We start from the raw sequence: 20772 nt of genomic DNA on the forward strand, positions 1-20772 counted from the left end.
CATTGAGGCCGTGACCAGCTCGACCGCGGTGCGCCCCGCACAGCGCACGCCCTTCGCCAGATACCGCCACTCGCTGTGGCTGCTGACGAAGCGCGATCTCTCGGTGCGCTACACCACGAACGCGCTCGGCTACGTGTGGTCGATTCTCGACCCGCTGCTGATGTCGCTCATCTACTTCTTCGTCTTCGTGCTGGTCATGCACCGCGGCGATCATGGCGAGCAGCCGTACATCGTGTACCTCATGGCGGGCCTGTTGCCGTGGACCTGGTTCAACAGCACGATCACGGATGCCTCGCGAGTCTTCAACAAAGAGGCGAAGCTCGTCCGCTCGGTGAAGCTCCCCCAGTCGCTCTGGGTGGCGCGCATCGTGCTGTCAAAGGGCATCGAGTATGTGGCATCCCTCGCTGTCCTCGTGATCTTCGCGGTGCTCGCCCATGCCCCTGTGACGGCCCACATCGTGTGGTTCCCGCTCGGTCTCGTGCTGCAGGCGATTCTGGTCTACGGGCTGGGGCTGATCGTCGCGCCGCTGACCGTGTTCTACAAGGACCTCGAGCGGGCGATCCGGCTGATTCTGCGGTTGCTGTTCTACGCATCGGCCGTGCTGTATTCGCCGAACGAGTGGCCGCAGGACTTCCACGGCTTCCCGATCGGGCGCATTCTCGAGCTGAACCCGCTCACCGGCATCATGGGCCTGTACCGCTGCGCGTTCTGGCCGAAGGAGCTGCAGTTCGGCCACGTGATCGTCTCGGCGGTCGGCTCGCTCGTCATCCTCGGCATCGGCATGCTCGTGTTCCGCCGCTCGGTGCCCGCCGTCTTGAAGGAGATGTGATGGTCGCGGTGGATTCCACGCCGGCCGTCGCGACCGGCGGCAGCGGTGCTGTCATCGAGGTGCGCGGCCTCGGCATCCATTTCAAGCGCAACAAGCGCGCCAAGCGGTCGTTCAAGGACCTGTTCTCGTCGCGCAGGCGCCGAGCGCGCCCCGACGAGTTCTGGGCGCTGCGGAACGTCTCGTTCGACATCCGCCCCGGAGAGGCCATCGGCGTCGTCGGGCGCAACGGCCAGGGCAAGTCGACATTGCTGAAGCTGATCGCCGGAGTGCTGATTCCCGACGAGGGGTCGGTGCGGGTGCGCCAGGGTGTCGCGCCGCTGATCGAGATCACGGGCGGGTTCGTCGACGACCTGTCGGTGCGCGACAACGTCTATCTGACCGCCGGCCTGCACGGCATGACGAAGCGGCAGATCGACGCGAAGTTCGACGAGATCGTCGCGTTCGCCGAGATCCCGGGCTTCCTCGACACGCCCTACAAGCACCTGTCGTCCGGAATGAAGGTGCGCATCGCGTTCAGCGTGATCACGCAGCTCGAAGAGCCGATTCTGATCGTCGACGAGGTGCTCGCGGTCGGCGACAAGGCGTTCCGAGAGAAGTGCTACGCGCGCATCGAGGAGCTGCTCGCCGCCGGGCGCACGCTGTTCTTCGTGTCGCACTCCGAGCGCGACCTGCGCCGGTTCTGCTCACGCGGGCTCTACCTGAAGAAGGGCGAGCTCGTGATGGACGGCGCGATCGACGACGTGCTCGACCGCTACAACGCGGACTACAACATGGGGCCGGCCGCCTGACACTCGACCGTTGAGGAGCACGCGGAGATCGCGGGGCGCCCTTCCGTCTCGACCGTTGAGGAGCACGCGGAGATCGCGGGGCGCCCCTTCCGTCTCGATCGTTGAGGAGCACGCGAAGCTTGCGGAGCGCGCGTCTCGAAACGATGCCCACACGCCGTCCCCTCGCGCGCACTTGCACGAAAGCACCAATTTTGCGTTGCGCGCCTCTTCCCCAGCACAGGCACGTCGCGCCCGCCGCTTCCCACGTTTCGAGCGGTGGTGTCGGATGCCGCACCTAACGTCCGTCGCATGACAGACGTGCCGCTTGCCTATCCCGTTCCGTGGCTCTTCATTCGAGACCACGCGCCGACCTACGGCTTGAAGAATGCGAGCCTCGAGACGCTGAGGCATGTGTGGGTCGCGGTGATCGGGTCGGGCAGCGTGCCGGACCACACACCGATGGTCGTTGCGCCCGGCGAGACGGTCTGGGTTCCTATCGAGGGCGACGACCTCGCCTGGGATTCGTTCTTGAACGTGAGGTGGCGCCGGGAAGACGGCAGTGAATACCTCTGGCGCGCAGCCTTCTAGTCAGCGACCCGAGCGCTTGGCATCTCGCCGCTTCTTGAGCTCGTCAAGCGGCTCGCGCGGAGCGGTTCGCTCCTTCGCCGGCGGCGTCATCGACTCATCGATGCCGTCGACGAGCTTCGCGAGCGGCACGCCTAGGGCGCCTGCGATGCGAAGCATGTTGTGGAGATTCGGATTCCTGTAGCCCAGCTCGATCTTGCGATAGCTCGCCTCATCGATCTCTGCTTCCTCGGCGATCTGGCGCTGCGAAGCGCCGAGCTCCTTGCGCTCGTTCTGCAGCTTCCGGCCAAAGGCTTCCGCGGCAGACGAGATCGGTTCGGGCATGTCCTGAGCGTGCCGCCCGGATGCGGGTAAGCGAAGGTCAACGGCATCCCGTACGTTAACGACACAGGCGTTTTTGTCCTGTTGTTGCTTTGACAGGGAGTGTGCCAGTGGCTTCCAAGACCACCCGGACTCAGACGAAGACTCTCGAACAGACGTTATGGGAAGCCGCCGACAAGCTCCGCGGCAACCAAGAGCCGAGCGAGTACAAGCACATCGTGCTCGGGCTCGTCTTCCTGAAGTACATCTCCGACCGATTCGAAGAGCGCCGCAAGGCGCTGGAGAGTGAGCTCGAGACCGACGGCATCAAGCCAGAGCGCCGCGCAGAGTTCCTCGAGAGCCGCGACGAGTACACCAGCCAAAACGTCTTCTGGGTCCCCGAGGATGCCCGCTGGTCGTCAGTTCAGGCGAAGGCGAAACTTCTGTCGATCGGTGAAGACATCGACCGCGCGATGGACCTCATCGAGAAGGAAAATGCAAGCCTTCGCGGAGTACTCCCCCGAAACTACGGTCGCGACGGCCTCGACAAGCGCCGCCTCGGCGAGCTCGTCGATCTGATCGGCGGCATCGGCTTCACGACGACGGACGATCACGGCGCGGACGATGTGCTCGGCCGCGTCTATGAGTACTTCCTCGGCCAGTTCGCCGGCAAAGAGAGCGGCAAAGACGCCGGTGCCTTCTACACGCCACGCTCGGTCGTGAAAACGCTGGTGGAGATGCTGGAACCGTTCCACGGGCGCGTGTACGACCCGGCGGCCGGCTCAGGTGGCATGTTCGTGCAATCCGCCGACTTCGTGAAGGCCCATGGCGGCAGCCGCACGGACATCTCGGTCTACGGCCAGGAGTTCGTCGACACGACCTGGAGACTCGCAAAGATGAACCTTGCCCTTCGGGGCATTGAAGCGGATATGGGTACACATTCTGCCGACTCCTTTCTCGAGGATCTGCACCCCGACCTGCGAGCCGACTTCGTCATCGCGAATCCGCCGTTCAACGTGTCGGACTGGTGGCACCCGCGCCTTGCTAATGACCCGCGCTGGGTCTACGGCACTCCCCCGCAGGGCAATGCGAATTTTGCGTGGGTGCAGCACTTCATCTACCACCTGAGCCCCAAGGGGACTGCAGGCTTCGTGCTCGCGAACGGTTCCCTGAGCTCAAAGACGGGCGGTGAGGGCGAGATACGCCAACGCCTCGTCGAAGCGGACCTCGTCGATTGCATCGTCGCTATGCCCGACAGGCTCTTCTTCAACACAGCCATCCCCGTCTCGCTCTGGTTCATTTCGAAGGACCGCCACGGAGGCGAGCACCGCCGCCGAACTGGCGAGGTCTTGTTCATCGACGCTCGCGGACTCGGTTCGATGGCGACCCGTCGACTCCGTGAACTCAGCGACGAAGACATCGAGCAGATTGCGGACACGTATCACTCTTGGCGAACCGAAGGGGGCACTTACGAAGACATACCGGGCTTTGCGGCATCGGCGCCGTTCGCGGAAATTGCTCGACGTGACTTCGTACTGACCCCGGGACGCTACGTCGGCTCCAGGGCAGAAGCAGTAGACGATGAACCGATCGCCGAAAAGCTCGCACGCTTGCAAGCGCAGTTGTTTGCGGAGTTCGATCGTGGCGGCGAGTTGGAGCAAGAGATCCGCGCTCGGCTCACCGAGTTGCAGTCATGACTTGGCTCAAGACCACCATCGGTGACGTCTTGCCATTTAAGTACGGCAGGGGACTCCCGGAGCGTGAGCGGTCAGGCAGCGGCCAATTCCGAGTTGTGGGTTCGGGCGGCGTTGCTGGGTCTCATTCCTTCGCGTTGACATCCGGGCCGAGCGTCGTCATCGGGCGAAAGGGTTCAATCGGAGCCGTGTACTACTTCGCCGAACCCGTCTGGCCGATCGATACCACGTTCTATGTTCAGGGCAGTGCATCCGTGGATGCCCGGTTCGCGTACTACCTGTTGGGTCAATTGCCGCTCGACAAAATGAACAGCGACAGTGCCGTGCCTGGACTAAACCGTGCGCACGCCGAGAGCATAGAAATCGAACTACCTCCGATAGTTCAGCAACGCGAAATCGCGGCGACCTTGGGCGCACTAGACGACAAGATCGATTCGAACCAGGACTTCGCGGCATCGACCCTCGAACTTATCCGTGCGGGGGTAGAGGGGTCGATTACTGCCGACAGTGAAAAAATCCCTGTCTCGGGACTCGCAGAATTCGTGAACGGTGGCGCCTACACAAAGGGCGCAACGGGAGCGGGACGGATGGTGATCCGCATCGCCGAACTAAATTCGGGACCCGGCGATTCAACGGTCTATACGGACCTCGAGGTACCAGACAACCGGATGGCCCGGCCAGGAGACATATTGATGGCTTGGTCGGGGAGCTTGGGGGTTCATCGGTGGTCCCGCGACGAAGCGATCATCAATCAACATATCTTCAAGGTCCTACCTTACGACTATCCCGAATGGCTGGTGTACGACCGGATTCAGACGGCCATGCCGACCTTCCGCGCAATTGCGAGGGACAAAGCCACAACGATGGGGCACATTCAGCGACGGCACCTCATCGAAACGGTCATCAGCCTGCCATCACGCACTGCGACGGACGAATTAGACCGGGTGTTCGGCCCGCTCTGGCAGAGGCTCCTCGTAGCTGAACGCGAGAGTATTACCCTCGCAAAATTGCGAGACGCACTTATTCCCGAGTTGCTAAGTGGGCGGACGCGGACCCCAAGCGGGCTGGATGAGTGATGGCTGTGTCGCCGACCGTGTCGACCGCGATTATCAGCGGACTGGCGTCGATCATCTTGATCGCGACCTTGACAATCATCGCCGCTCGAAATTCGTCTGACCAACATTGGCTGCTGCGCGTATCGCTGTTGCCGCTCGTCGGCGCTGTCCTTTTCGGTCTCTGTTCGGCTTACGCGCTTCTGCTTCGGTTCGCTTTTGGCGCCAAGGATTTCAGATTGCAGGCGGGATCGAGTTCAAGCCCGATCGTTGTCGCAGCCACATTGATTGCCGGCGGCCTTACTGCCGCCTACGCGGTCCTTCGTCTTCGCGCGCACCTCGTGTCAGAAGAACGAGGACGCCTCGACCGCAACGAGGACCGACGCGCCATCGAGAAGCATCGCAGCGATCAAGAGATCGCCTTCGTTGAGCGCTTCTCGAAAGCCGTTGCACTCCTGTCCGCCGATCAATCCATTTCACGGATCGCGGGAGCGCACCTGATTCTCGCGCTCGGCGATGAATGGCCCAATGGCGCCCAGCGGTGCTTGGATGTTCTGCTTTCCCATCTGCGTGGCATCCATGAGACGCACGCCCTCGAAGCTGAGTCATCCAGCTCTCGCGGAGTAGTTGACGAGATCCGCCTGATAACAGACGAAGTATTCAGGCGACTGCGTGCAAACGGCCCAGCGTGGGATGTCGTGGCTGGTGACTTTAGCGAGACCGCTCTCGCAAGCGTCGACTTGGAAGGGATCAAGCCGCTCCACCTTCTAGACCTCCGACGAGCTCATGTTCTGGGCAATGTAGCCATCCCTGAGGGGAGCACGCTCACTGTGCCGAGCATGGAGGGCCTTGTCTGTGACGGCCAACTTGACCTCGTGTGGTCCGCAGGTTGGACGGGCCTCAATATCGCAAAGGCCGAGATCGCAGGCTCAGTCAGTGTCACCGGAAGACTCCTGGGTGACCCAATCGACGCGACCGGCTTGCGGGCGGAGTCATTGTTGCTGGCCTTTGAGTCCATACAGGCGGACGTCCTCATGGAAACAGCCAAGATCGAGCGCGACTTGGTCATCGGAAACCCCGGGTTAGGCTGCGAGTTTGGAACGGAGCGAGCACCGGTCAGCGTCTTGTTGAGCAATTCTTCCTTTGAGACTCTGGTCATGCAGCGCGCAGCGCGCGGGCCGCGGCTCGATCTGCGAGACGCCGTTGGCGCGGTCGACCTCAGCTATTCAAGCTTCGAATTCGAGGTAGATGCGAGCCACCTCGATGCAGGTAGCGGGCTCTCCCTTCACGGCGCCCGGTTCGACGGCCCGCTCGTCCTGGACGGCGCGGTTGTTCCGGCGACAGTTGATCTGGAGGGTGTCATCCTGTCAGCTGCCGCTCGGAACGCCCTTCAGTCCTCGGAGTTCCCATTCCGCGATCTCGTTCTTGGGATCGGGAAATCTTCGGCTTCGCCCCGAAGCCTCGCGGACGACCGCCCTTTCGATTGGAAGGACGCACTGAACCCCCTCAGACAGGAACTAGGAGTGGCGTTCCTGCAAGAGCTCGAAGCCCGCATGTCCTTGATCGAGGCGAATCTCCCAGTCGATTGGCCGGCAAAGCCCTCGTTTACCGCGCATGTCATGAGCGAAGTGGCTCGCGCAGCCGCGCGCGCCGACGCGCCCGCCGCCTCCAAATATGCCGTAGAGAGCGCATTACGAGCTCTGATAGAAGAACCTCAGACGGCATGGTCGGGCCGATGATTCAAGTAGACGAGTCGACCGTTGAAGAAGCTGCACTCGAGTACTTCGCGCAGTTGGGGTATCACACGGCGTGGGGTCCGAACCTCGCGCCCGGCGAAATCGGCGCGGAGCGCACGTCGTTCGAGCAGGTGTACCTACTTGGTCGGATGCGCACCGCGCTTTCGCGTATCAACCCGACACTCGATCGTGATCTGATCCAGGCTGCAATCACTCGTCTCCAACGGCCGGAGTCGCAGCATCCGATCGATGAAAACGCGCGCGTCCACGAGCTGATCGCCAACGGGGTTCCGGTCGAGCATCGTGAACGCGACGGGCGGCTGCGGACCACGCGAGTGTGGCTCGTCGACTTCGAGCACCCCGAGCGCAATGACTGGCTCGCCGTGAACCAGTTCTCGATCAAAGAGAACGGGAAGACGCGCCGGCCGGACGTGCTCGTGTTTCTCAATGGTGTTCCGGTTGCGTTGCTCGAACTCAAGAACCCGGCCGCTCAGCACGCGACGCTTCGGAACGCGTGGAACCAGATTCAGACCTACCGGCACGACATCCCCTCGATCTTCGTGCCCAATGCGGTGACCGTGATCTCAGACGGCACCAGCTCTGCGATGAGCAGCTACACGGGAGCGTGGGAGCACTACGCACCGTGGAAGACGATCGAGGGCCGCGAGGTGGTCAGCGATCGGCCATCGCTCGAGGCGCTGATCAAGGGCGTCTTCGACCAGCGCCGCTTCCTCGACATCGTCCGCAACTTCATCGTGTTCTCGGACGAGACCGTGCCCGACGTGAAGACCGGCCAGGAGATCCGCACGCTCGTGAAGCGCGTCGCGAAGTACCACCAGTACTGGGCAGTGAACGCGGCGGTCGAGAGCACCGTGAAGGCGTCCGGCGTCGACGGCGACCGGCGCGGCGGCGTGGTCTGGCACACGCAGGGCTCCGGCAAGAGTTTCGAGATGGTCTTCTACGCGGCGAAAATCATGCGCGACGCGCGCATGGCGAACCCGACCCTCGTGTTCCTTACCGACCGCAACGATCTCGACGACCAGCTGTTCGGTGAGGTCTTCGCCCCCGCCCGCATTCTTCCCGAGACGCCGGTGCAGGCGGACACGCGTGCCGACCTGCGCACGAAGCTGCGACGCGCTTCGGGCGGGATCGTGTTCACGACCCTGCAGAAGTTCCGGCCGGGTGAGGACGGCGACATGAACCCCGTGCTCACCGACCGACGCAACGTGGTCGTGGTCGCGGATGAAGCGCACCGCTCGCAATACGGCTTCTCGGAGACTCTCGACAAAGACGGCCGGCTCAAGGCCGGTCTCGCGAAGCACCTTCGCGACGCGCTTCCCAATGCGACCTACCTCGGCTTCACTGGCACGCCGATCGAGTCGACGGACCGCTCGACGCGATCGGTCTTCGGGGACTACGTCGACGTCTACGACCTGACCCGCGCGGTCGAAGACGGCGCCACCGTCAAGATCTACTACGAACCCCATCTGATCAAGGTCGAGCTCTCAGACCGGGAACTCGCATCGCTCGACGAGCAGGCTGACGAGATCACCGAGCAGGTCGAAGAACGGGCGGCTGACGAGGTGAAGTCGCGTTGGTCACGGCTTGAGGCGATCGTCGGGGCGGATGCCCGGCTCACGCTTGAGGCACAATTCATCGTCGACCACTGGGAGAAGCGCCGCGAGGCGATGAGCGGCAAGGGCATGATCGTCGTGATGAGCCGCCGCATTGCCGTCGCGCTCTACAACAAGATCGTCGAACTTCGACCCGACTGGCATTCCGACGATCCTGCAACGGGGAAGATCAAGGTCGTCATGACCGGATCCGCCGCCGATCCGCAGGAGTTCCAGCCTCACCTTTACGACAAGCAGACCCGCAAGGCGCTGAAGGCTCGGGCGAAGAATCCGGCCGATCCGCTGGAACTGGTGATCGTTCGCGATATGTGGCTCACAGGGTTCGACGCGCCCGCCATGCACACGATGTACGTGGACAAGAGGATGCAGGGCGCCGGCCTGATGCAGGCGATCGCTCGCGTGAATCGCACCTTCGGTGCCAAGAATGGCGGAGTAATCGTCGACCTCATCGGCGTCTACGGTGACCTGCAATCAGCTCTCGCGGAGTATTCGCCTTCGGATCGTGATCAGGCGGGCATCCCAATCGACCAGATCGTCGATGTCATGATCGAAAAGCACGGCATCGTGCGCGATCTGCTGCACGGGATCAAATACGACTCCTCTCCCACCCTTTCGCCGTCCGGACTGCTTGAGGAACGCGCACGGGTCGTCGACTTCGTCTTGGGCGACCCGGATCGCACCTCGCGCTTCAACGACCAGGTTCTCGCGCTGGTGAAGGCGTTCACGCTCGCTGCCGCGAGGGATGAGGCAATCGCCATTCGCAATGACGTGCGACTCTTCGCCGACGTTCGCGTCGCCGTACTCAAGGCGTTGAATCCTGACTCGACGCCCAGTGATCGGTCACCTGTCGAGGTCGACGCCGCTATCGGGCAATTGGTCAATGAGGCGATCACCGCGGATCAGGTCGTCGACATCTACCAACTCGCGGGAATCGAGACGCCGGAACTGTCGATCCTGTCCGACGAATTCCTGGACTCACTCGCCCACAGGGAGAAGCCGAACCTGCAGCTCGGGCTTCTGCGGCGCTTGCTCAACGACCAGATCAAAACGGTGCAACGGAAGAACCTCGTGCAGAGCCGGAAGTTTTCGGAACTGCTCGACGAGGCCGTGAACCGATACACGAATCGGGCGCTGACGACCGCCGAAGTCATTGCCGAGCTGGTGAAGCTTGCGAAGCAGCTGCGCGACGAACATGCCCGCGGGAACCAGCTGGGACTGTCTGAGGACGAGGTCGCGTTCTATGACGCCGTCGTCCAAAACAATTCGGCAGTACTCGAACTCGGCGACGATACTCTGAAGGCCATCGCCCGTGATCTAGTGAAGACGGTTCAGGAGTCCGCGACGATCGACTGGAATCTGAAGGACTCCGTTCGTGCCGCGTTGCGAGCCAAGGTGCGCCGGTTGCTCGCGAAGTACGACTACCCGCCTGATGCGGAAGAACGCGCGGTCGAACTCGTCCTTGAGCAGGCCGAGCTCACGGCGCGGCACGACAACGCGTAGGTCGGATCTCGCCCAGCACAGGCCAGTGTTGAGTGCACTTCGCCGCAATCCGTCCTTCGTCGCGCATGCGCTTCCGAACGCGCCGAGTACTCTCACCGTAACTACAATGTGGCTACATGAGAGGGAAGCTCGTGAAGATCGGAAATTCGCAAGGTTTCAGGGTGCCGAAACCTCTCCTTGAGCAGGCGGGGCTGACGGGTGAAGTGGAATTCACGGTCCTACCCGAGGGGCTGCTGGTCTCGCCGGTTGAAGAGCACGATTCGGGCAATCTGTTCATCTTCGCCGGCAAATCCGCGCTCGAGGAACTGAATACGCCTGAAGAGGATGCCGCATGGGCGTTCTTGCAGTAGGTGACGTTATCGCCGTCGACTTTCCATTCACCGACGGCAGCCGGTTGAAGCGGCGCCCTGCCATGGTCGTCGCGGCGGCGCCCCGTGGGGACGCAGTGGTCAGTTACATCACCTCCCAGCCGCAGACGGGCGCCGTCCTCCTGCCGGCAAGAGCCGTCGAACAAAGCGGCGGGGGCCTTCCTCGCGACAGCTACGTTCGCCCCGAGAAGCTCTATACCATCGGGCCCTCAGCAGTCGTTCGGCGGCTGGGTTCCGCCGATCCGGACGTCGTCGACACCGTGCTCGAGCGGCTGCGCGAGCTGTTCAGTCGGAGTTGAGCGCCTCGAACTCCTCGTCGAAGCCGTCCAGCGGCTTCGACTGGTCGCGGCGCACACGATGGCGGTCGCGCAGCAGACGCTCGCGCCAGAATCGGCTCTCGGCGACGTCGAGGCCGCGCAGACCGATCGTGTACCAGCGCTCGGCCAGCGCCAACTGGTCGCCGAGCTCGAACGCGTCGCCGATCATCTCGGCGATCGCCGGGTCGGATGCCGCCGCGTGACGCGCCTCATCGGCCACCGCACGCGCCTCGTCGACCGCACCGAGCCCCAGGTGGGCGCGGACGAGCGAGACCACCCCGTCCCACGAGCCGGGCTCCGAGGCATCCGCCGCCTCATGCGCCACCGCAAGCGCCCGCTCATCGTCACCCGCAGACAGGAAATCGTCGGCGGCGACCGACAGCACATAGGAACGCGACAACCCCGGCGCGAGCGCGAACGCCTCAGTGTCGGTAGCCCACGCGTACTCCGTCTCGGCCCGCTCGCGCAGCTGCGCGGGCGATGCGCGGCGCAGAACCAGACCCTCCTGCAAGCTGTCAAGCATCTCGGCAGTAATGGGCGTCACAGCCATAGCTCGAACATAGCCGCCTAGACTCGCCGCATGGCTCGCAAGGGGAAACCGGGTAAGTCGAAAGAGCTCGTCAAGATCGACAAGCAGGGTCAGGTCACCGGGCGCCTGCTGCCGAACACGGTGGAGAAATCCGTCGACAAGCTGATGGGCTTCCATCGCCCCGGCGTCGTCGCGCACATCAATGGGATCCGCCGCAAATATCCCGACGCCAGCGTCCAGCAACTGCACTGGGTGCTCGAGCGGCGCTACCTCGCCGCCGTCACGACCACCGGAGCCGCGACCGGCGCGACCGCCGTCGTGCCCGCGATCGGCACCGTGACGGCCCTCGCGCTCTCAGCCGCTGAGACAGTCGCATTCCTCGAGGCGACCGCGCTCTTCGCGCAGTCCGTCGCCGAGCTGCACGGCATCACGGTCGACGAACCCGAGCGCACGCGCAGCCTCGTGCTCGCGCTGATGCTCGGCAAAGAGGGCAGCGACATCATCAAGCAGTTCGGCTTCGAGGTGCTGAACGAAGACGTCACACGCGCCGGCTACTGGGGCGCGATCGTCAACGACTCGCTGCCGAGCGCTTTCGTGGCACCTCTGCTGAACCGCCTCAAGACCGCGTTCTTCAAGCGCGTCGCCGCGCACCAGGCCGGCTCGATCATCGGCCGCGCCCTGCCGTACGGCATCGGCGCCGTGGTCGGCGGCATCGGCAACAACGTGCTGGGCCGCCGCGTGGTCAAAGCCGCACGCGAAGCGTTCCCGCCCGCCGACGTGATCGTGCTCGACGACGAGGTCGCCAAGCGCGCGCTCAAGGCGAAGCGGGGCTGATCAGTTCCCCGCGGTCAGTCTGCGTGCGCCGCCGCGAAGCGCTCCCACTCCGCCATGAGGAACTCGATCGCCTCATGGAAGCGCTTGGTCGCCGCGCCCTGCGTGGTGTCACCGAAGTAGTGCTCGACCCATTTCCGAAGGCGCGCTGCCGCCGCGGCATCGTGCGACATCGTGTCGATGAGTGAGGCGACGAAAGGGGCATCGGATGCTTCGAGCCAGTCCGCGTCGGACAGATAGCCGCCCTCGTCGATCTCGGCCTCGGGGTTCACGGGCCGCGTGACGAGCAGCGGCTTGCCGGAGGCCAGCCGGTCGTACACCATCGCCGAGATGTCGACGATCGCCATGTCGGCGACCGCGAGCTGCCAGCCGAGCTCCGGCCCGTCGTCGAAGACGTGGTGCGCGCCGGGATCGGCCGCGTTGGCCGCCTTCAGTGCGGCGATGATGCGGTGGTTCGCCTCGCCGTATTCGCGAACGACGGCGCCGCTGCGCGGGTGCGGGCGATAGATGACGCGGTAGCGCGGGTCGGCGATGAGCGCCCTGACGAGCGCTTCGCCGTGGCTGACCACCGAGCCGTACGCCGCGGCCGGCCGGTCGCCCTCCCACGTCGGTGCGTAGAGCACGACCTTCCGCTCGTCAGGCGTGAACGGCAGCTTGCCCGAGTAGTGGTCGGCCTGCGGGCGACCGATCTTGATCGCGCGCTTGTCGAGGTCGTAGTCCCAGAGCACCCTGCCGAGACGGGCGAGCGCGGCATCCCCCGCAACCAGCGCGTAGTCATACGCCTTGAACTGGTTCGTGGTCATGTACATCTTGTCGCTCTCACCGTGATTGATGAACACGTGCCAGCGACGGCCGTAGCGCATCATCTGGAAGTTGCGCATGTTCTGGTTCACGTAGAGCACGATGCGGATGTCCTGCGAGGCGAGGAACTGCTCCATGTCGACGACGGTCTTCACATAGGCGACGGGCACCGGGGATTCCCGCAGCAGCGGCTCAGCGCCCGTGATCGACCGCGACATGATCACAACGGGCCACGTCTTCGCGAGCTCGGCGAGCGGCTTGTACCACTGGCGCACCTGATAGAGGTTGACGTCGCCGTCGGCGAAGTACACCGCGATCTTGAACATGTTGTCGGGCAGCGGCGGGGCACCCTCGAGCCGGGCGCGGTACCACGCGCGGGCGCGGCGCTGCGCGAGCGCCTTGCGCACGAGTCGAACAGCGGAGCGCGCGTCCTTCAGAAGTCCCATCGACTCTGAGGGTACCGGCGCCGCCCATGCGGGCGCTGATACCGTTTGGGGCATGGGTCGCTTCACCTTCGCAGCGGGCAACGTGCGCAAGATCGCGGCTCTTCCCCTCTACGGGTTCGGCCGTGTCGCGGCATCCCTCGTGCCACGCCGCCCCGGGCTCTGGGTCTTCGGCTCCGGCATCGGCGTCGGCGAGGGTGCGCTGGCCGTTCTGCAGCACGTGCGCGCGCACGATGCGAACGCGCGCGTCGTCTGGCTGGCGCGCAATCAGAGAGATGTGGCGGATGCCCGCCGCCTCGGCGTCCCCGCCGCAATGCGGTACTCATGGCGCGGCTTCCGGCTGACGCTGCGCGCCCAGGTGCTGGTCGTGACGCACGGCTTCGGCGACGTGAACCGCTTCGCGACGCACGGCGCCTTCGTCGTGAACGTCTGGCACGGCATCCCCTTCAAGCGCCTGCGCATCGACTCGCCCGAGGCGATGCGCGTTCCCGTGATCGGCCGTCTGCCCATCGTCGGCCGGCTGGTGCGGCAGGCGTACGGCCGCTCGGGCCGCGGCATCTCGCTGTTCTCGACCGCATCGCCGCTTGCCGCGGCACGCATCCGCTCGGCCTTTGCGCTGACCGAGCGGCAGGCGGTCGTCACCGGCGACCCGCGCGACGACGTGCTGCTCGCCGGGTCGCCTGACGCTCGCGAGCGGGCGGCGCGCGAGCGCATCGCGATCGCGCTGAACGAGCCCCGCGCGCTCAGCTCGCGCATCGTCATGTACGCGCCCACCTGGCGCGACGGGCGTGCGCACCCCGCCGTGCCGACCGCCGAGGAGTGGATCGAGCTCGACGCCCTGCTCGAGCGCACGGACTCGCTGCTCGTGATCCGGTCGCACCCGCTCGGGCGCGGCGACTTCGCCACCGGGGTCGCCGCCAGCGACCGGGTCGCCCTGCTCGGCGCCGACCTGCAGCCCGACATCACGCCGGTACTGCCCGCGGTCGACACGCTGATCACCGACTACTCGTCGATCGCGTTCGACTTCGCACTCACGGGCGGAGCGATCCTGTTCCTCGCACCCGACGTCGCCGAATACGTGGGGCGACGCGGCGCATATGAGCCGTATGCCGACTTCTCGGGTGGCCGCGAGGTCGCAAGCTGGACGTCGCTGCTTCCCGTGCTGAGCGGAGCACTGACGGATGCTTCCGCCCGCGCACCCTACGTCGAGCACGCCGCCTGGCTGGCAGACCGCTATCACTCCTTCCACGACGGTCGGGCGACCGAGCGGCTTGTCGAACTGATCGGCCGCAGGCTCGCGGGCGAGGCCGACGCGATGCCACCGGCCGCTCCGTCGCTCGCGGCCGCTGCGCCGTTGCGGGTGGACGCGGTGCGGGTAGAGGCTGCGGGCGCTTCCTACGCGCTGATCGTCGAAGGGCCCGTCGCCGGCACCGCGCCAGTGCGCGCGCTGCTGCGAGGCACGCGCGCGGTGCTGACCGGGTCGGTCGCCGTCGACGGCGATCGCTGGCGCGCCCGCGTGCCACTCGAGGTCGCCGTCTGGGGGTCCGAGCCGACTCCCCCGCGCTCGGGTGAATATGCCTTGACGGTCATGGGCGCCGGCGGTCACCCGGTGGAGCTCGAAACCGTGGCGGCGCTGCCGCCCGCCCGGCGCTACGCGAACTCCTTCCGGCTTGCCGTGAGCGCCGCCCGCGGCGCGATCGCCGTCGACCTCGGCGCCCCCCTCGCCGACGACGAAGTCGGGGCCGCGAACCAGCGCCGTCTGCAGGCCGCCTACCGCTCGAACACGGACCCGCTCGAGCAGGCGGTGTTCTTCGAGAGCTACTTCGGCAACAACGTCTCGTGCAACCCGCTCGGCATCGACCGTGCGCTGGCGGCGTCGCACCCAGAGGTCACGCGCTACTGGTCGGTCGCCGACGCGTCGGTGCAGGTGCCCGAGGGCGCCGTGCGCATCATCGAGGGAAGTGCGGAGTGGTGGCACGCTCGCGCCACGTCGCGCCTGCTCGTCGTCAACGACTGGCTGCGCAAGCGCTGGCACAAGAAGCCCGGCCAGACGGTGCTGCAGACGTGGCACGGCACGCCTCTCAAGAAGCTCGCGCTCGACAAGGCCGGGCTGCGCGTGCGGGCGCGGCTCGCCGCCCTCGCCGAGAGCTCCCGCTGGGACATCCTGCTCGCCCAGAACCCGTTCAGCGCCGACATATTCCGCTCTGCGTATGCCTTCCGCGGGCCCGTGTGGGAAGAGGGCTACCCCCGCAACGACGTCGTTGCGCAGGGCGAGCTCGGCCCCGAGGTGCGCGCGCGGCTCGGCATCGACCCCGGCGACACCGTCGTGCTGTACGCGCCGACGTGGCGCGACGACCGGCCTGGCGCCGTCGACCACCTCGACGTCGCGGCCTTCGCGCGCCGGCTGGGCCCGGGTTTCGTCACGCTGATCCGCGGTCACTCGCGGACGCTGCAGCCCGGGGCATCCGTCACCGCCCCCGGCGTCATCGACGTGACCGGCTACCCCGAGATCAGCGAGCTCTACCTCGCCGCCGATGTGCTCATCACGGACTACTCGTCGGTCATGTTCGACTTCACCGTGACCGGCAAGCCGATCTTCTTCTACGTGCCCGACTTCGAGCACTACCGCGACCAGACGCGCGGCTTCACCTTCGATCTGTTCCCGGTCGCGCCCGGCCCGGTCACGACGAGCCTGACCGAGCTGGCGGACGCCGTGACGGATGCCTCCGCCGCGGCCGGCACGCATGCGACGCGCTACGACGAGTGGCGCCTGCGGTTCAACCCCCGCGATGACGGTCACGCCGGCGAGCGCGTCGTCGAGCGGATCTTCCGCGAAGGGCTGCTTTAGCCCGGCGTCAGCGCCCCGTGAACTCCGCGAGGTTCCGCGTGAGCTTGAGGAACCCGAGGATGAAGCCGATGCCCCACGTGAAGTGGATCACCGGCAGCACCACCACGAACCACGCCATCGCGCGCAGCCCGTGCGACCGTGCGATCACGCTCGAGAGCACCACGACCAGCAGATAGCCCAACGGGATCACGAAGCCGAGCAGCCACCACGGCGAGAGCCCTGCGAGGCATCCCGCGATGATCCCGAGCACGATGAGCACGACCGCCACCGGCGGCGCCCAGTAGCGCAGGCCGTTGTTCGCCGGGAAGCGCCGAGCGAGCTCGCCGCGCCACACGCCGGTCGAGAAGAACTGGCGGCCGAGGGCGAGCACACTCGCCCGCGGGCGGTAGCCGACCTTCAGCGCGGGGGTGAACCACACGGTGCCGCCCCGCGAGCGGATGCGTCGGTTGAGCTCCCAGTCCTGGCCGCGTTTGAAGCCCTCGTCGAAGAGGCCCGCGTCGATCAGGCTCTGCCGGCGGAAGACGCCGAGATAGACCGTCTCGGCCGGCCCCTCTTTGCCGCTCGTGTGGTGGCGGGTGCCGCCGAGGCCGATGCGGCTGCCGTAGGCGACGGCCACCGCCTGCTCGAAGGGCGTGACGCCGCGGGCATCCATCACCCCTCCGACATTGTCGGCGCCCGTGCGCCGCATGACCTCGACGGCCGTGCGCGTGTAATCGGCGGGCAGGATCGAGTGCGCGTCGACGCGCACGACCACCGGGTAGCTGGATGCCTCGATCGCACGGTTGAGGCCCGCGGGGGTAGAGCCGTCGGGGTTCCGCACCACCGTGAGGCGCGGTTCGGCGGCGAGAAGGGCCGCCACCGCGGCATCCGTGCCGTCGGTGCTCGGGCCGAGCGCGAGCACGACCTCAGACGGCCCGGCGTAGTCCTGGGCGAGAAGGCTCGCGACCGCCGCCGCCACATGCTGCTCTTCGTTGAGAACGGGCATCACATACGAGACGCCGGGCAGCTCGCCCAGATCGGGAATGTCGTGCGGCATGTATTCCAGTCGTTCGCGCGGAGCTCCAGCCTACCAATCGGCAGGCTGGAGCTCGCGTGGACCGGAGTGCCCCGTTAGGGCGCTCTCGTTACGACTTGGGCGTGTAGGTGCCGAGCGTGACGTCTGCCTGGTACGTCTTGCCGTCACGCACGTAGGTGACCTTGATGGTCGAGCCGGATGCCGCAGAGCGCACCTGCGCCGTCAGGTCGTCCGAGCTGGTGATCGGCACGTCGCCCACCTTGGTGACCACGTCGCCGGCCTTCAGCCCCGCGTCGGCGGCGGCGCTGCCGGAGTTCACCGACTCGATGCGGGCGCCGACGGTGGTGGCATCCGATTGCGCTGCCGCGTTGCTCACGGTCGCGCCGAGCAGGCCGTGCGTCGCCTTGCCGTTGCTCTTCAGCTCGTCGGCGATGCGGTGCGCGACAGACGCGGGGATCGCGAAGCCGACGCCGATGTTGCCTGACTGGCTGGTCGAGTCGCTGCTCGAGCTCGTGCTGGCGATGGCGACGTTGATGCCGACCAGCTCGCCGTTGTCGTTGAGCAGAGCGCCGCCCGAGTTGCCGGGGTTGATCGCCGCGTCGGTCTGAATGGCCGGCACGAAAATGCTGTTGTCACTCGAGGACTGCTGGCCCTGGTCGAACGGGTTGCTGCCGCCGAAGCCTCCGCCGAACGGGTTCTGGTCGTCGTTGCCGCCGCTGCCGCCCTGGGGCGCGGCGCTCGACTGCAGCGTGACGCTGCGGTTGAGGGCGCTGACGATGCCGTCGGTGACGGTGCCCTGCAGACCGAGGGGCGCGCCGATCGCGATGACCTGGTCGCCGACGTTGAGCTTCGACGAGTCGCCCCAGCTGATCGGGGTGAGTCCCTTGGCGTTGTTCAGCTTGATGACTGCGAGGTCGTCGGTCGGGTCGGTGCCGATGACCTTGGCCGTGTAGAGCGAGCCGTCGTTGGTCTGCACCTGGATCTGACCGTTGCCCTCGTCGCCATCGAGCGTGACGACGTGCGTGTTGGTGAGGATGTAGCCGTCGTCGGTCAGGATGACGCCCGAACCCGTGCCGGATTCCTGCTGGCCCGTGACGTTGATCGTCACGACGCTGTTCGAGGCCTTGGCCGCGACCGCGGTGACCTGGGTGGCGTTCTTCGGGTCCTGAACGGTGACGTTCGAGGCGCCGCTGCCACCGCCGCTGACTGAGACGGGGGTGCCGCCGTTGCGGCTCGTGGCAGCTGCGATGCCGCCGCCGATGCCGCCACCGAGCAGGCCGCCGACGACCAGCGCCGCGGCGATGATGGCGATCGACTTGCCGGTCAGGGTGCGCTCGCGCGGCTTATCGTCGCGCGGCTGCCCCGGCTGACCGGGCTGGCCGAGCTGCCCCGGCGGAACCTGCAGCGGCTGAGGCGAGGTGAACTGCGCGTAGTAGGGATGCTGCTGGGGCTGCCCGTTCTGAGGAGGCTGCGGCTGGCCGCCCAGCGGCTGCGTCGGCTGGGTGTGCTGGAAGCCCTGCGGGTAGCCGCCCGGGCGCTGGCCGTAGCCGCTCGGGTTCTGCCCGTACCCGTTGGGGTACTGCTGAGTCGGGTTGTGCGCGGGCTGCGGCGGCTGCCCTGGCTGCTGGGGAGCGTACTCACCCCAGCGCGGCGCCTGCTGCGGCGCCTGCTGCTGCGGGGCGGTGGGCTGCGCCGGTGCGGCCGGCTGCTGCGGCGTCTGTGACTGCGGCGCCTGTTCGGAAGCTGCGCCCTGCACCGACTCGTGCTGCTCGGGGGCCTGCCAGCCGGCGGGCTGCTCCGCCCGCGGTTCCTGCGGCTGGGGCGCCGGCGCGTTCTCGGGCTGCGCGCTCTCGGGCTGGTCGGTGTTCACAGGCTCGTTCGCGTTGTCGCTCATGGGTTCGCTCCTTTTCCAAGCACATCAAGCATCGGACGCGAAGCTGTGCGGACCTTATGACGACTCTTGGAGCCGCCTCGAACATCTCCAAGTGTGACGGGCAACTCGTTGTCACACGTTAACAACCAGGTCCGGAGGGGTTTTCCGTGCAGGTCTTCCCCACCAGAACCGTCTTGACTCCCTTGACCTGAATGGTGATCGGGTCGGAAGTCAGCCCCAGCGTACCGGCGATGCTCACCCACCCCTGCCCCGCGTACCGGTACCGCGCCGAGTACGCGACGGTCACCGTCACGGCGTACGTTCCCCGCGCCGCGTACGCATGACTCGTGGCCGTCTTTGCAAAATTGGAGAGACCGGATGCTTCCCAGCGCGCCCCCGGAGTCGTTGTCGTCTTCCCACTGCCGTCGCCGTAGCGCCACGCGTACGCGACCGGAGTGAAATGCACCGTCACCGGCTGCCCCAGCAACGTGCCGGACTTCTCGCTCTCCCCCGCCTTGGCGATGAAGTTGGTCTCTTGCCCGACGACCGTCCACCCGTTCGGTTCAGACGACACGGTCGGATTCCCCACCAGGAATCGCTCGACGTCGCTGAGCCCTGGCGTCGGCGCCGAGCCCGGCTTCGCCGGCGCTTTGGCCGCGGCCGGCTGCTCAGACCCCGGGCACAAGTCCGCGGAGTCGCACTGCAGCGCCTGCGGCCCCGTCCCCGGCACATATGTGGGAGGGTCAGCGCTGGCACCGCCACTGCCACCGTCCCGACTGTTGTGCGCATGACGTGAGCGCCCCGTTTGGTCGGTTGAACCGTCGTCGCCAGACGTGGCCCCTCGCACGTGAGCGCCTTGTCCGTCAAAGCCCCCGCTAAGGTCTGGCGCATCCGCCAAAGCAGCTGGCGAAAACAGAATAGATAAGACAAGCCCCGCGGCGGTTAGTGCTTGCATATCCCGCCGCCCGGCCAGTACTTGTTCGACTGCACGACGAGCCGGCCCATTGAATCGGACTTAAGCTCGGCGACATACGCGACAAAGTCGGCGCGATCATCATCGACGAGCGAAACGCCGTTGGCGTCACGGAGATCAACGTTGGTCAGATCCTGGCAGGCATATATCGCGACTGTCGCGACGCCATTCGCCTCCTCATGTGATTGCAGAATTACGTTGTTGATCGTCGTGAACCCATAACCGCGCGCGTGCTCGCTAGCAAGCTCTTTCGCGGCTTCGATCTCATGCTTCAGTCCAGCGGCATTGACATACGGAGTGATGCGTTCGGGGTTTGCGCCTCCGTCGTGGTCGATCTCATCTGACACGCGAACGAACTGGGTGTATACCGTCGTCGCGGCGGCGAGGGCGTCTGCGTCTGAGGTGAAGACCGGGGTCGGGGTCGGCTTCGGAGTCTTGGTCGGGTCGGCATCCGAATGCGCCGGAGTGCACGCCGCAAGCAGAACCGCGGCGAGCGCGAGAGTGCATGCCGTCAGAGCCGCGCGACCAGGAATCCGCATGGCGCCAAAGGTAGGGCATCCGTCACGACCCGCGCGCACACTTTCCACAGGCGTTGTGCGCCCGGATCTCTTGCTTGCGGAGAGCGTTTCGAGACGCGCGCTCCGCAGGCTCCGCGTGCTCCTCAACGATCGGATGCC

18 protein-coding genes are annotated in these 20772 nt (G+C 65.8%); 11 read left to right on the forward strand and 7 right to left on the reverse strand.

Annotation, left to right across the window (positions count from 1 at the left end; translation table 11 throughout):
- Positions 1-10 precede the first annotated feature (10 nt).
- The 3 genes from ABD736_RS05110 (at position 11) to ABD736_RS05120 (ending at position 2184) form a co-directional block, all read left to right on the forward strand.
- Complete coding sequence (locus ABD736_RS05110; RefSeq protein WP_344790662.1) at positions 11-829, forward strand: ABC transporter permease; 819 nt, start codon at positions 11-13, stop codon at positions 827-829.
- Positions 829-1617, forward strand: coding sequence for an ABC transporter ATP-binding protein (locus ABD736_RS05115; protein ID WP_344790663.1), 789 nt, complete (start codon positions 829-831; stop codon positions 1615-1617). The genes ABD736_RS05110 and ABD736_RS05115 overlap by 1 nt, the downstream gene beginning before the upstream one ends.
- A 288-nt stretch (positions 1618-1905) precedes the next feature.
- Positions 1906-2184, forward strand: a complete 279-nt coding sequence (locus ABD736_RS05120) for a hypothetical protein (protein ID WP_344790664.1) — start codon at positions 1906-1908, stop codon at positions 2182-2184.
- On the opposite strand, the gene ABD736_RS05125 is transcribed toward ABD736_RS05120, so the two are convergent.
- Positions 2185-2505, reverse strand: coding sequence for a helix-turn-helix domain-containing protein (locus ABD736_RS05125; protein WP_344790665.1), 321 nt, complete (start codon positions 2503-2505; stop codon positions 2185-2187).
- Positions 2506-2612: 107 nt separating this feature from the next.
- On the opposite strand from ABD736_RS05125, the gene ABD736_RS05130 reads away from it, so the two are divergent.
- The 6 genes from ABD736_RS05130 to ABD736_RS05155 all read left to right on the forward strand — a co-directional run bounded on the left by ABD736_RS05130 (position 2613) and on the right by ABD736_RS05155 (position 10764).
- Positions 2613-4178, forward strand: coding sequence for a class I SAM-dependent DNA methyltransferase (locus ABD736_RS05130; RefSeq protein WP_344790666.1), 1566 nt, complete (start codon positions 2613-2615; stop codon positions 4176-4178).
- Positions 4175-5251, forward strand: a complete 1077-nt coding sequence (locus ABD736_RS05135; RefSeq protein ID WP_344790667.1) for a restriction endonuclease subunit S — start codon at positions 4175-4177, stop codon at positions 5249-5251. The genes ABD736_RS05130 and ABD736_RS05135 overlap by 4 nt, the downstream gene beginning before the upstream one ends.
- A gap of 5 nt (positions 5252-5256) precedes the next feature.
- Entirely contained in the window at positions 5257-6966 is a 1710-nt protein-coding gene (locus ABD736_RS05140; protein WP_344790668.1) for a hypothetical protein, read from the forward strand.
- Positions 6963-10097 (forward strand): type I restriction endonuclease subunit R, encoded by a 3135-nt coding sequence (locus ABD736_RS05145; protein ID WP_344790669.1) that lies wholly within the window; start codon positions 6963-6965, stop codon positions 10095-10097. Before ABD736_RS05140 ends, ABD736_RS05145 begins: the two co-directional genes overlap by 4 nt.
- A gap of 116 nt (positions 10098-10213) precedes the next feature.
- A complete protein-coding gene (locus tag ABD736_RS05150) occupies positions 10214-10447 on the forward strand; it encodes an AbrB/MazE/SpoVT family DNA-binding domain-containing protein (protein WP_344790670.1) in 234 nt (77 codons plus the stop codon).
- Positions 10429-10764 carry a type II toxin-antitoxin system PemK/MazF family toxin gene (locus ABD736_RS05155; protein ID WP_344790671.1) on the forward strand — a complete coding sequence of 112 codons (336 nt, stop codon included), beginning with the start codon at positions 10429-10431 and terminating at the stop codon, positions 10762-10764. The genes ABD736_RS05150 and ABD736_RS05155 overlap by 19 nt, the downstream gene beginning before the upstream one ends.
- Here the strand turns inward: ABD736_RS05155 and ABD736_RS05160 are convergent.
- On the reverse strand, positions 10751-11332 hold the full coding sequence (locus ABD736_RS05160) for a tetratricopeptide repeat protein (protein ID WP_344790672.1): 582 nt from the start codon (positions 11330-11332) through the stop codon (positions 10751-10753). The two genes, ABD736_RS05155 and ABD736_RS05160, sit on opposite strands and share 14 nt — an antisense overlap.
- 30 nt (positions 11333-11362) lie before the next feature.
- On the opposite strand from ABD736_RS05160, the gene ABD736_RS05165 reads away from it, so the two are divergent.
- Positions 11363-12145, forward strand: a complete 783-nt coding sequence (locus tag ABD736_RS05165) for a hypothetical protein (RefSeq protein WP_344790673.1) — start codon at positions 11363-11365, stop codon at positions 12143-12145.
- Positions 12146-12159: 14 nt separating this feature from the next.
- Here the strand turns inward: ABD736_RS05165 and ABD736_RS05170 are convergent, their stop codons facing one another.
- Positions 12160-13389 (reverse strand): CDP-glycerol glycerophosphotransferase family protein, encoded by a 1230-nt coding sequence (locus ABD736_RS05170; RefSeq protein ID WP_344790674.1) that lies wholly within the window; start codon positions 13387-13389, stop codon positions 12160-12162.
- Positions 13390-13441: 52 nt separating this feature from the next.
- Between ABD736_RS05170 and ABD736_RS05175 the strand changes: the two genes are divergently transcribed.
- The gene (locus ABD736_RS05175; protein WP_344790675.1) at positions 13442-16234 is read left to right on the forward strand and encodes a CDP-glycerol glycerophosphotransferase family protein; all 2793 of its coding nucleotides are present in this window, start codon (positions 13442-13444) and stop codon (positions 16232-16234) included.
- 7 nt (positions 16235-16241) lie between these two features.
- On the opposite strand, the gene ABD736_RS05180 is transcribed toward ABD736_RS05175, so the two are convergent.
- The 4 genes from ABD736_RS05180 to ABD736_RS05195 all read right to left on the reverse strand — a co-directional run bounded on the left by ABD736_RS05180 (position 16242) and on the right by ABD736_RS05195 (position 20442).
- A complete protein-coding gene (locus ABD736_RS05180) occupies positions 16242-17270 on the reverse strand; it encodes a glycosyltransferase family 2 protein (RefSeq protein WP_344790676.1) in 1029 nt (342 codons plus the stop codon).
- Positions 17271-17358: 88 nt separating this feature from the next.
- Positions 17359-19143, reverse strand: coding sequence for a S1C family serine protease (locus tag ABD736_RS05185; protein WP_344790677.1), 1785 nt, complete (start codon positions 19141-19143; stop codon positions 17359-17361).
- A gap of 118 nt (positions 19144-19261) precedes the next feature.
- Positions 19262-19696 (reverse strand): PKD domain-containing protein, encoded by a 435-nt coding sequence (locus ABD736_RS05190; RefSeq protein ID WP_344790678.1) that lies wholly within the window; start codon positions 19694-19696, stop codon positions 19262-19264.
- Positions 19697-20064: 368 nt separating this feature from the next.
- Positions 20065-20442, reverse strand: a complete 378-nt coding sequence (locus ABD736_RS05195) for a hypothetical protein (protein ID WP_344790679.1) — start codon at positions 20440-20442, stop codon at positions 20065-20067.
- Positions 20443-20772 lie beyond the last annotated feature (330 nt).

The organism is Gryllotalpicola daejeonensis, from assembly GCF_039538145.1.
In the GTDB taxonomy this organism is placed as follows: domain Bacteria; phylum Actinomycetota; class Actinomycetes; order Actinomycetales; family Microbacteriaceae; genus Gryllotalpicola; species Gryllotalpicola daejeonensis.

Coding starts and splice junctions, on each gene's coding strand:
- ABD736_RS05115 (WP_344790663.1), top strand. CDS start 829: ATGGTCGCGGTGGATTCCACGCCGGCCGTCGCGACCGGCGGCAGCGGT.
- ABD736_RS05120 (WP_344790664.1), top strand. CDS start 1,906: ATGACAGACGTGCCGCTTGCCTATCCCGTTCCGTGGCTCTTCATTCGA.
- ABD736_RS05125 (WP_344790665.1), bottom strand. CDS start 2,505: ATGCCCGAACCGATCTCGTCTGCCGCGGAAGCCTTTGGCCGGAAGCTG.
- ABD736_RS05135 (WP_344790667.1), top strand. CDS start 4,175: ATGACTTGGCTCAAGACCACCATCGGTGACGTCTTGCCATTTAAGTAC.
- ABD736_RS05145 (WP_344790669.1), top strand. CDS start 6,963: ATGATTCAAGTAGACGAGTCGACCGTTGAAGAAGCTGCACTCGAGTAC.
- ABD736_RS05150 (WP_344790670.1), top strand. CDS start 10,214: ATGAGAGGGAAGCTCGTGAAGATCGGAAATTCGCAAGGTTTCAGGGTG.
- ABD736_RS05155 (WP_344790671.1), top strand. CDS start 10,429: ATGGGCGTTCTTGCAGTAGGTGACGTTATCGCCGTCGACTTTCCATTC.
- ABD736_RS05160 (WP_344790672.1), bottom strand. CDS start 11,332: ATGGCTGTGACGCCCATTACTGCCGAGATGCTTGACAGCTTGCAGGAG.
- ABD736_RS05165 (WP_344790673.1), top strand. CDS start 11,363: ATGGCTCGCAAGGGGAAACCGGGTAAGTCGAAAGAGCTCGTCAAGATC.
- ABD736_RS05170 (WP_344790674.1), bottom strand. CDS start 13,389: ATGGGACTTCTGAAGGACGCGCGCTCCGCTGTTCGACTCGTGCGCAAG.
- ABD736_RS05175 (WP_344790675.1), top strand. CDS start 13,442: ATGGGTCGCTTCACCTTCGCAGCGGGCAACGTGCGCAAGATCGCGGCT.
- ABD736_RS05180 (WP_344790676.1), bottom strand. CDS start 17,270: ATGCCGCACGACATTCCCGATCTGGGCGAGCTGCCCGGCGTCTCGTAT.
- ABD736_RS05185 (WP_344790677.1), bottom strand. CDS start 19,143: ATGAGCGACAACGCGAACGAGCCTGTGAACACCGACCAGCCCGAGAGC.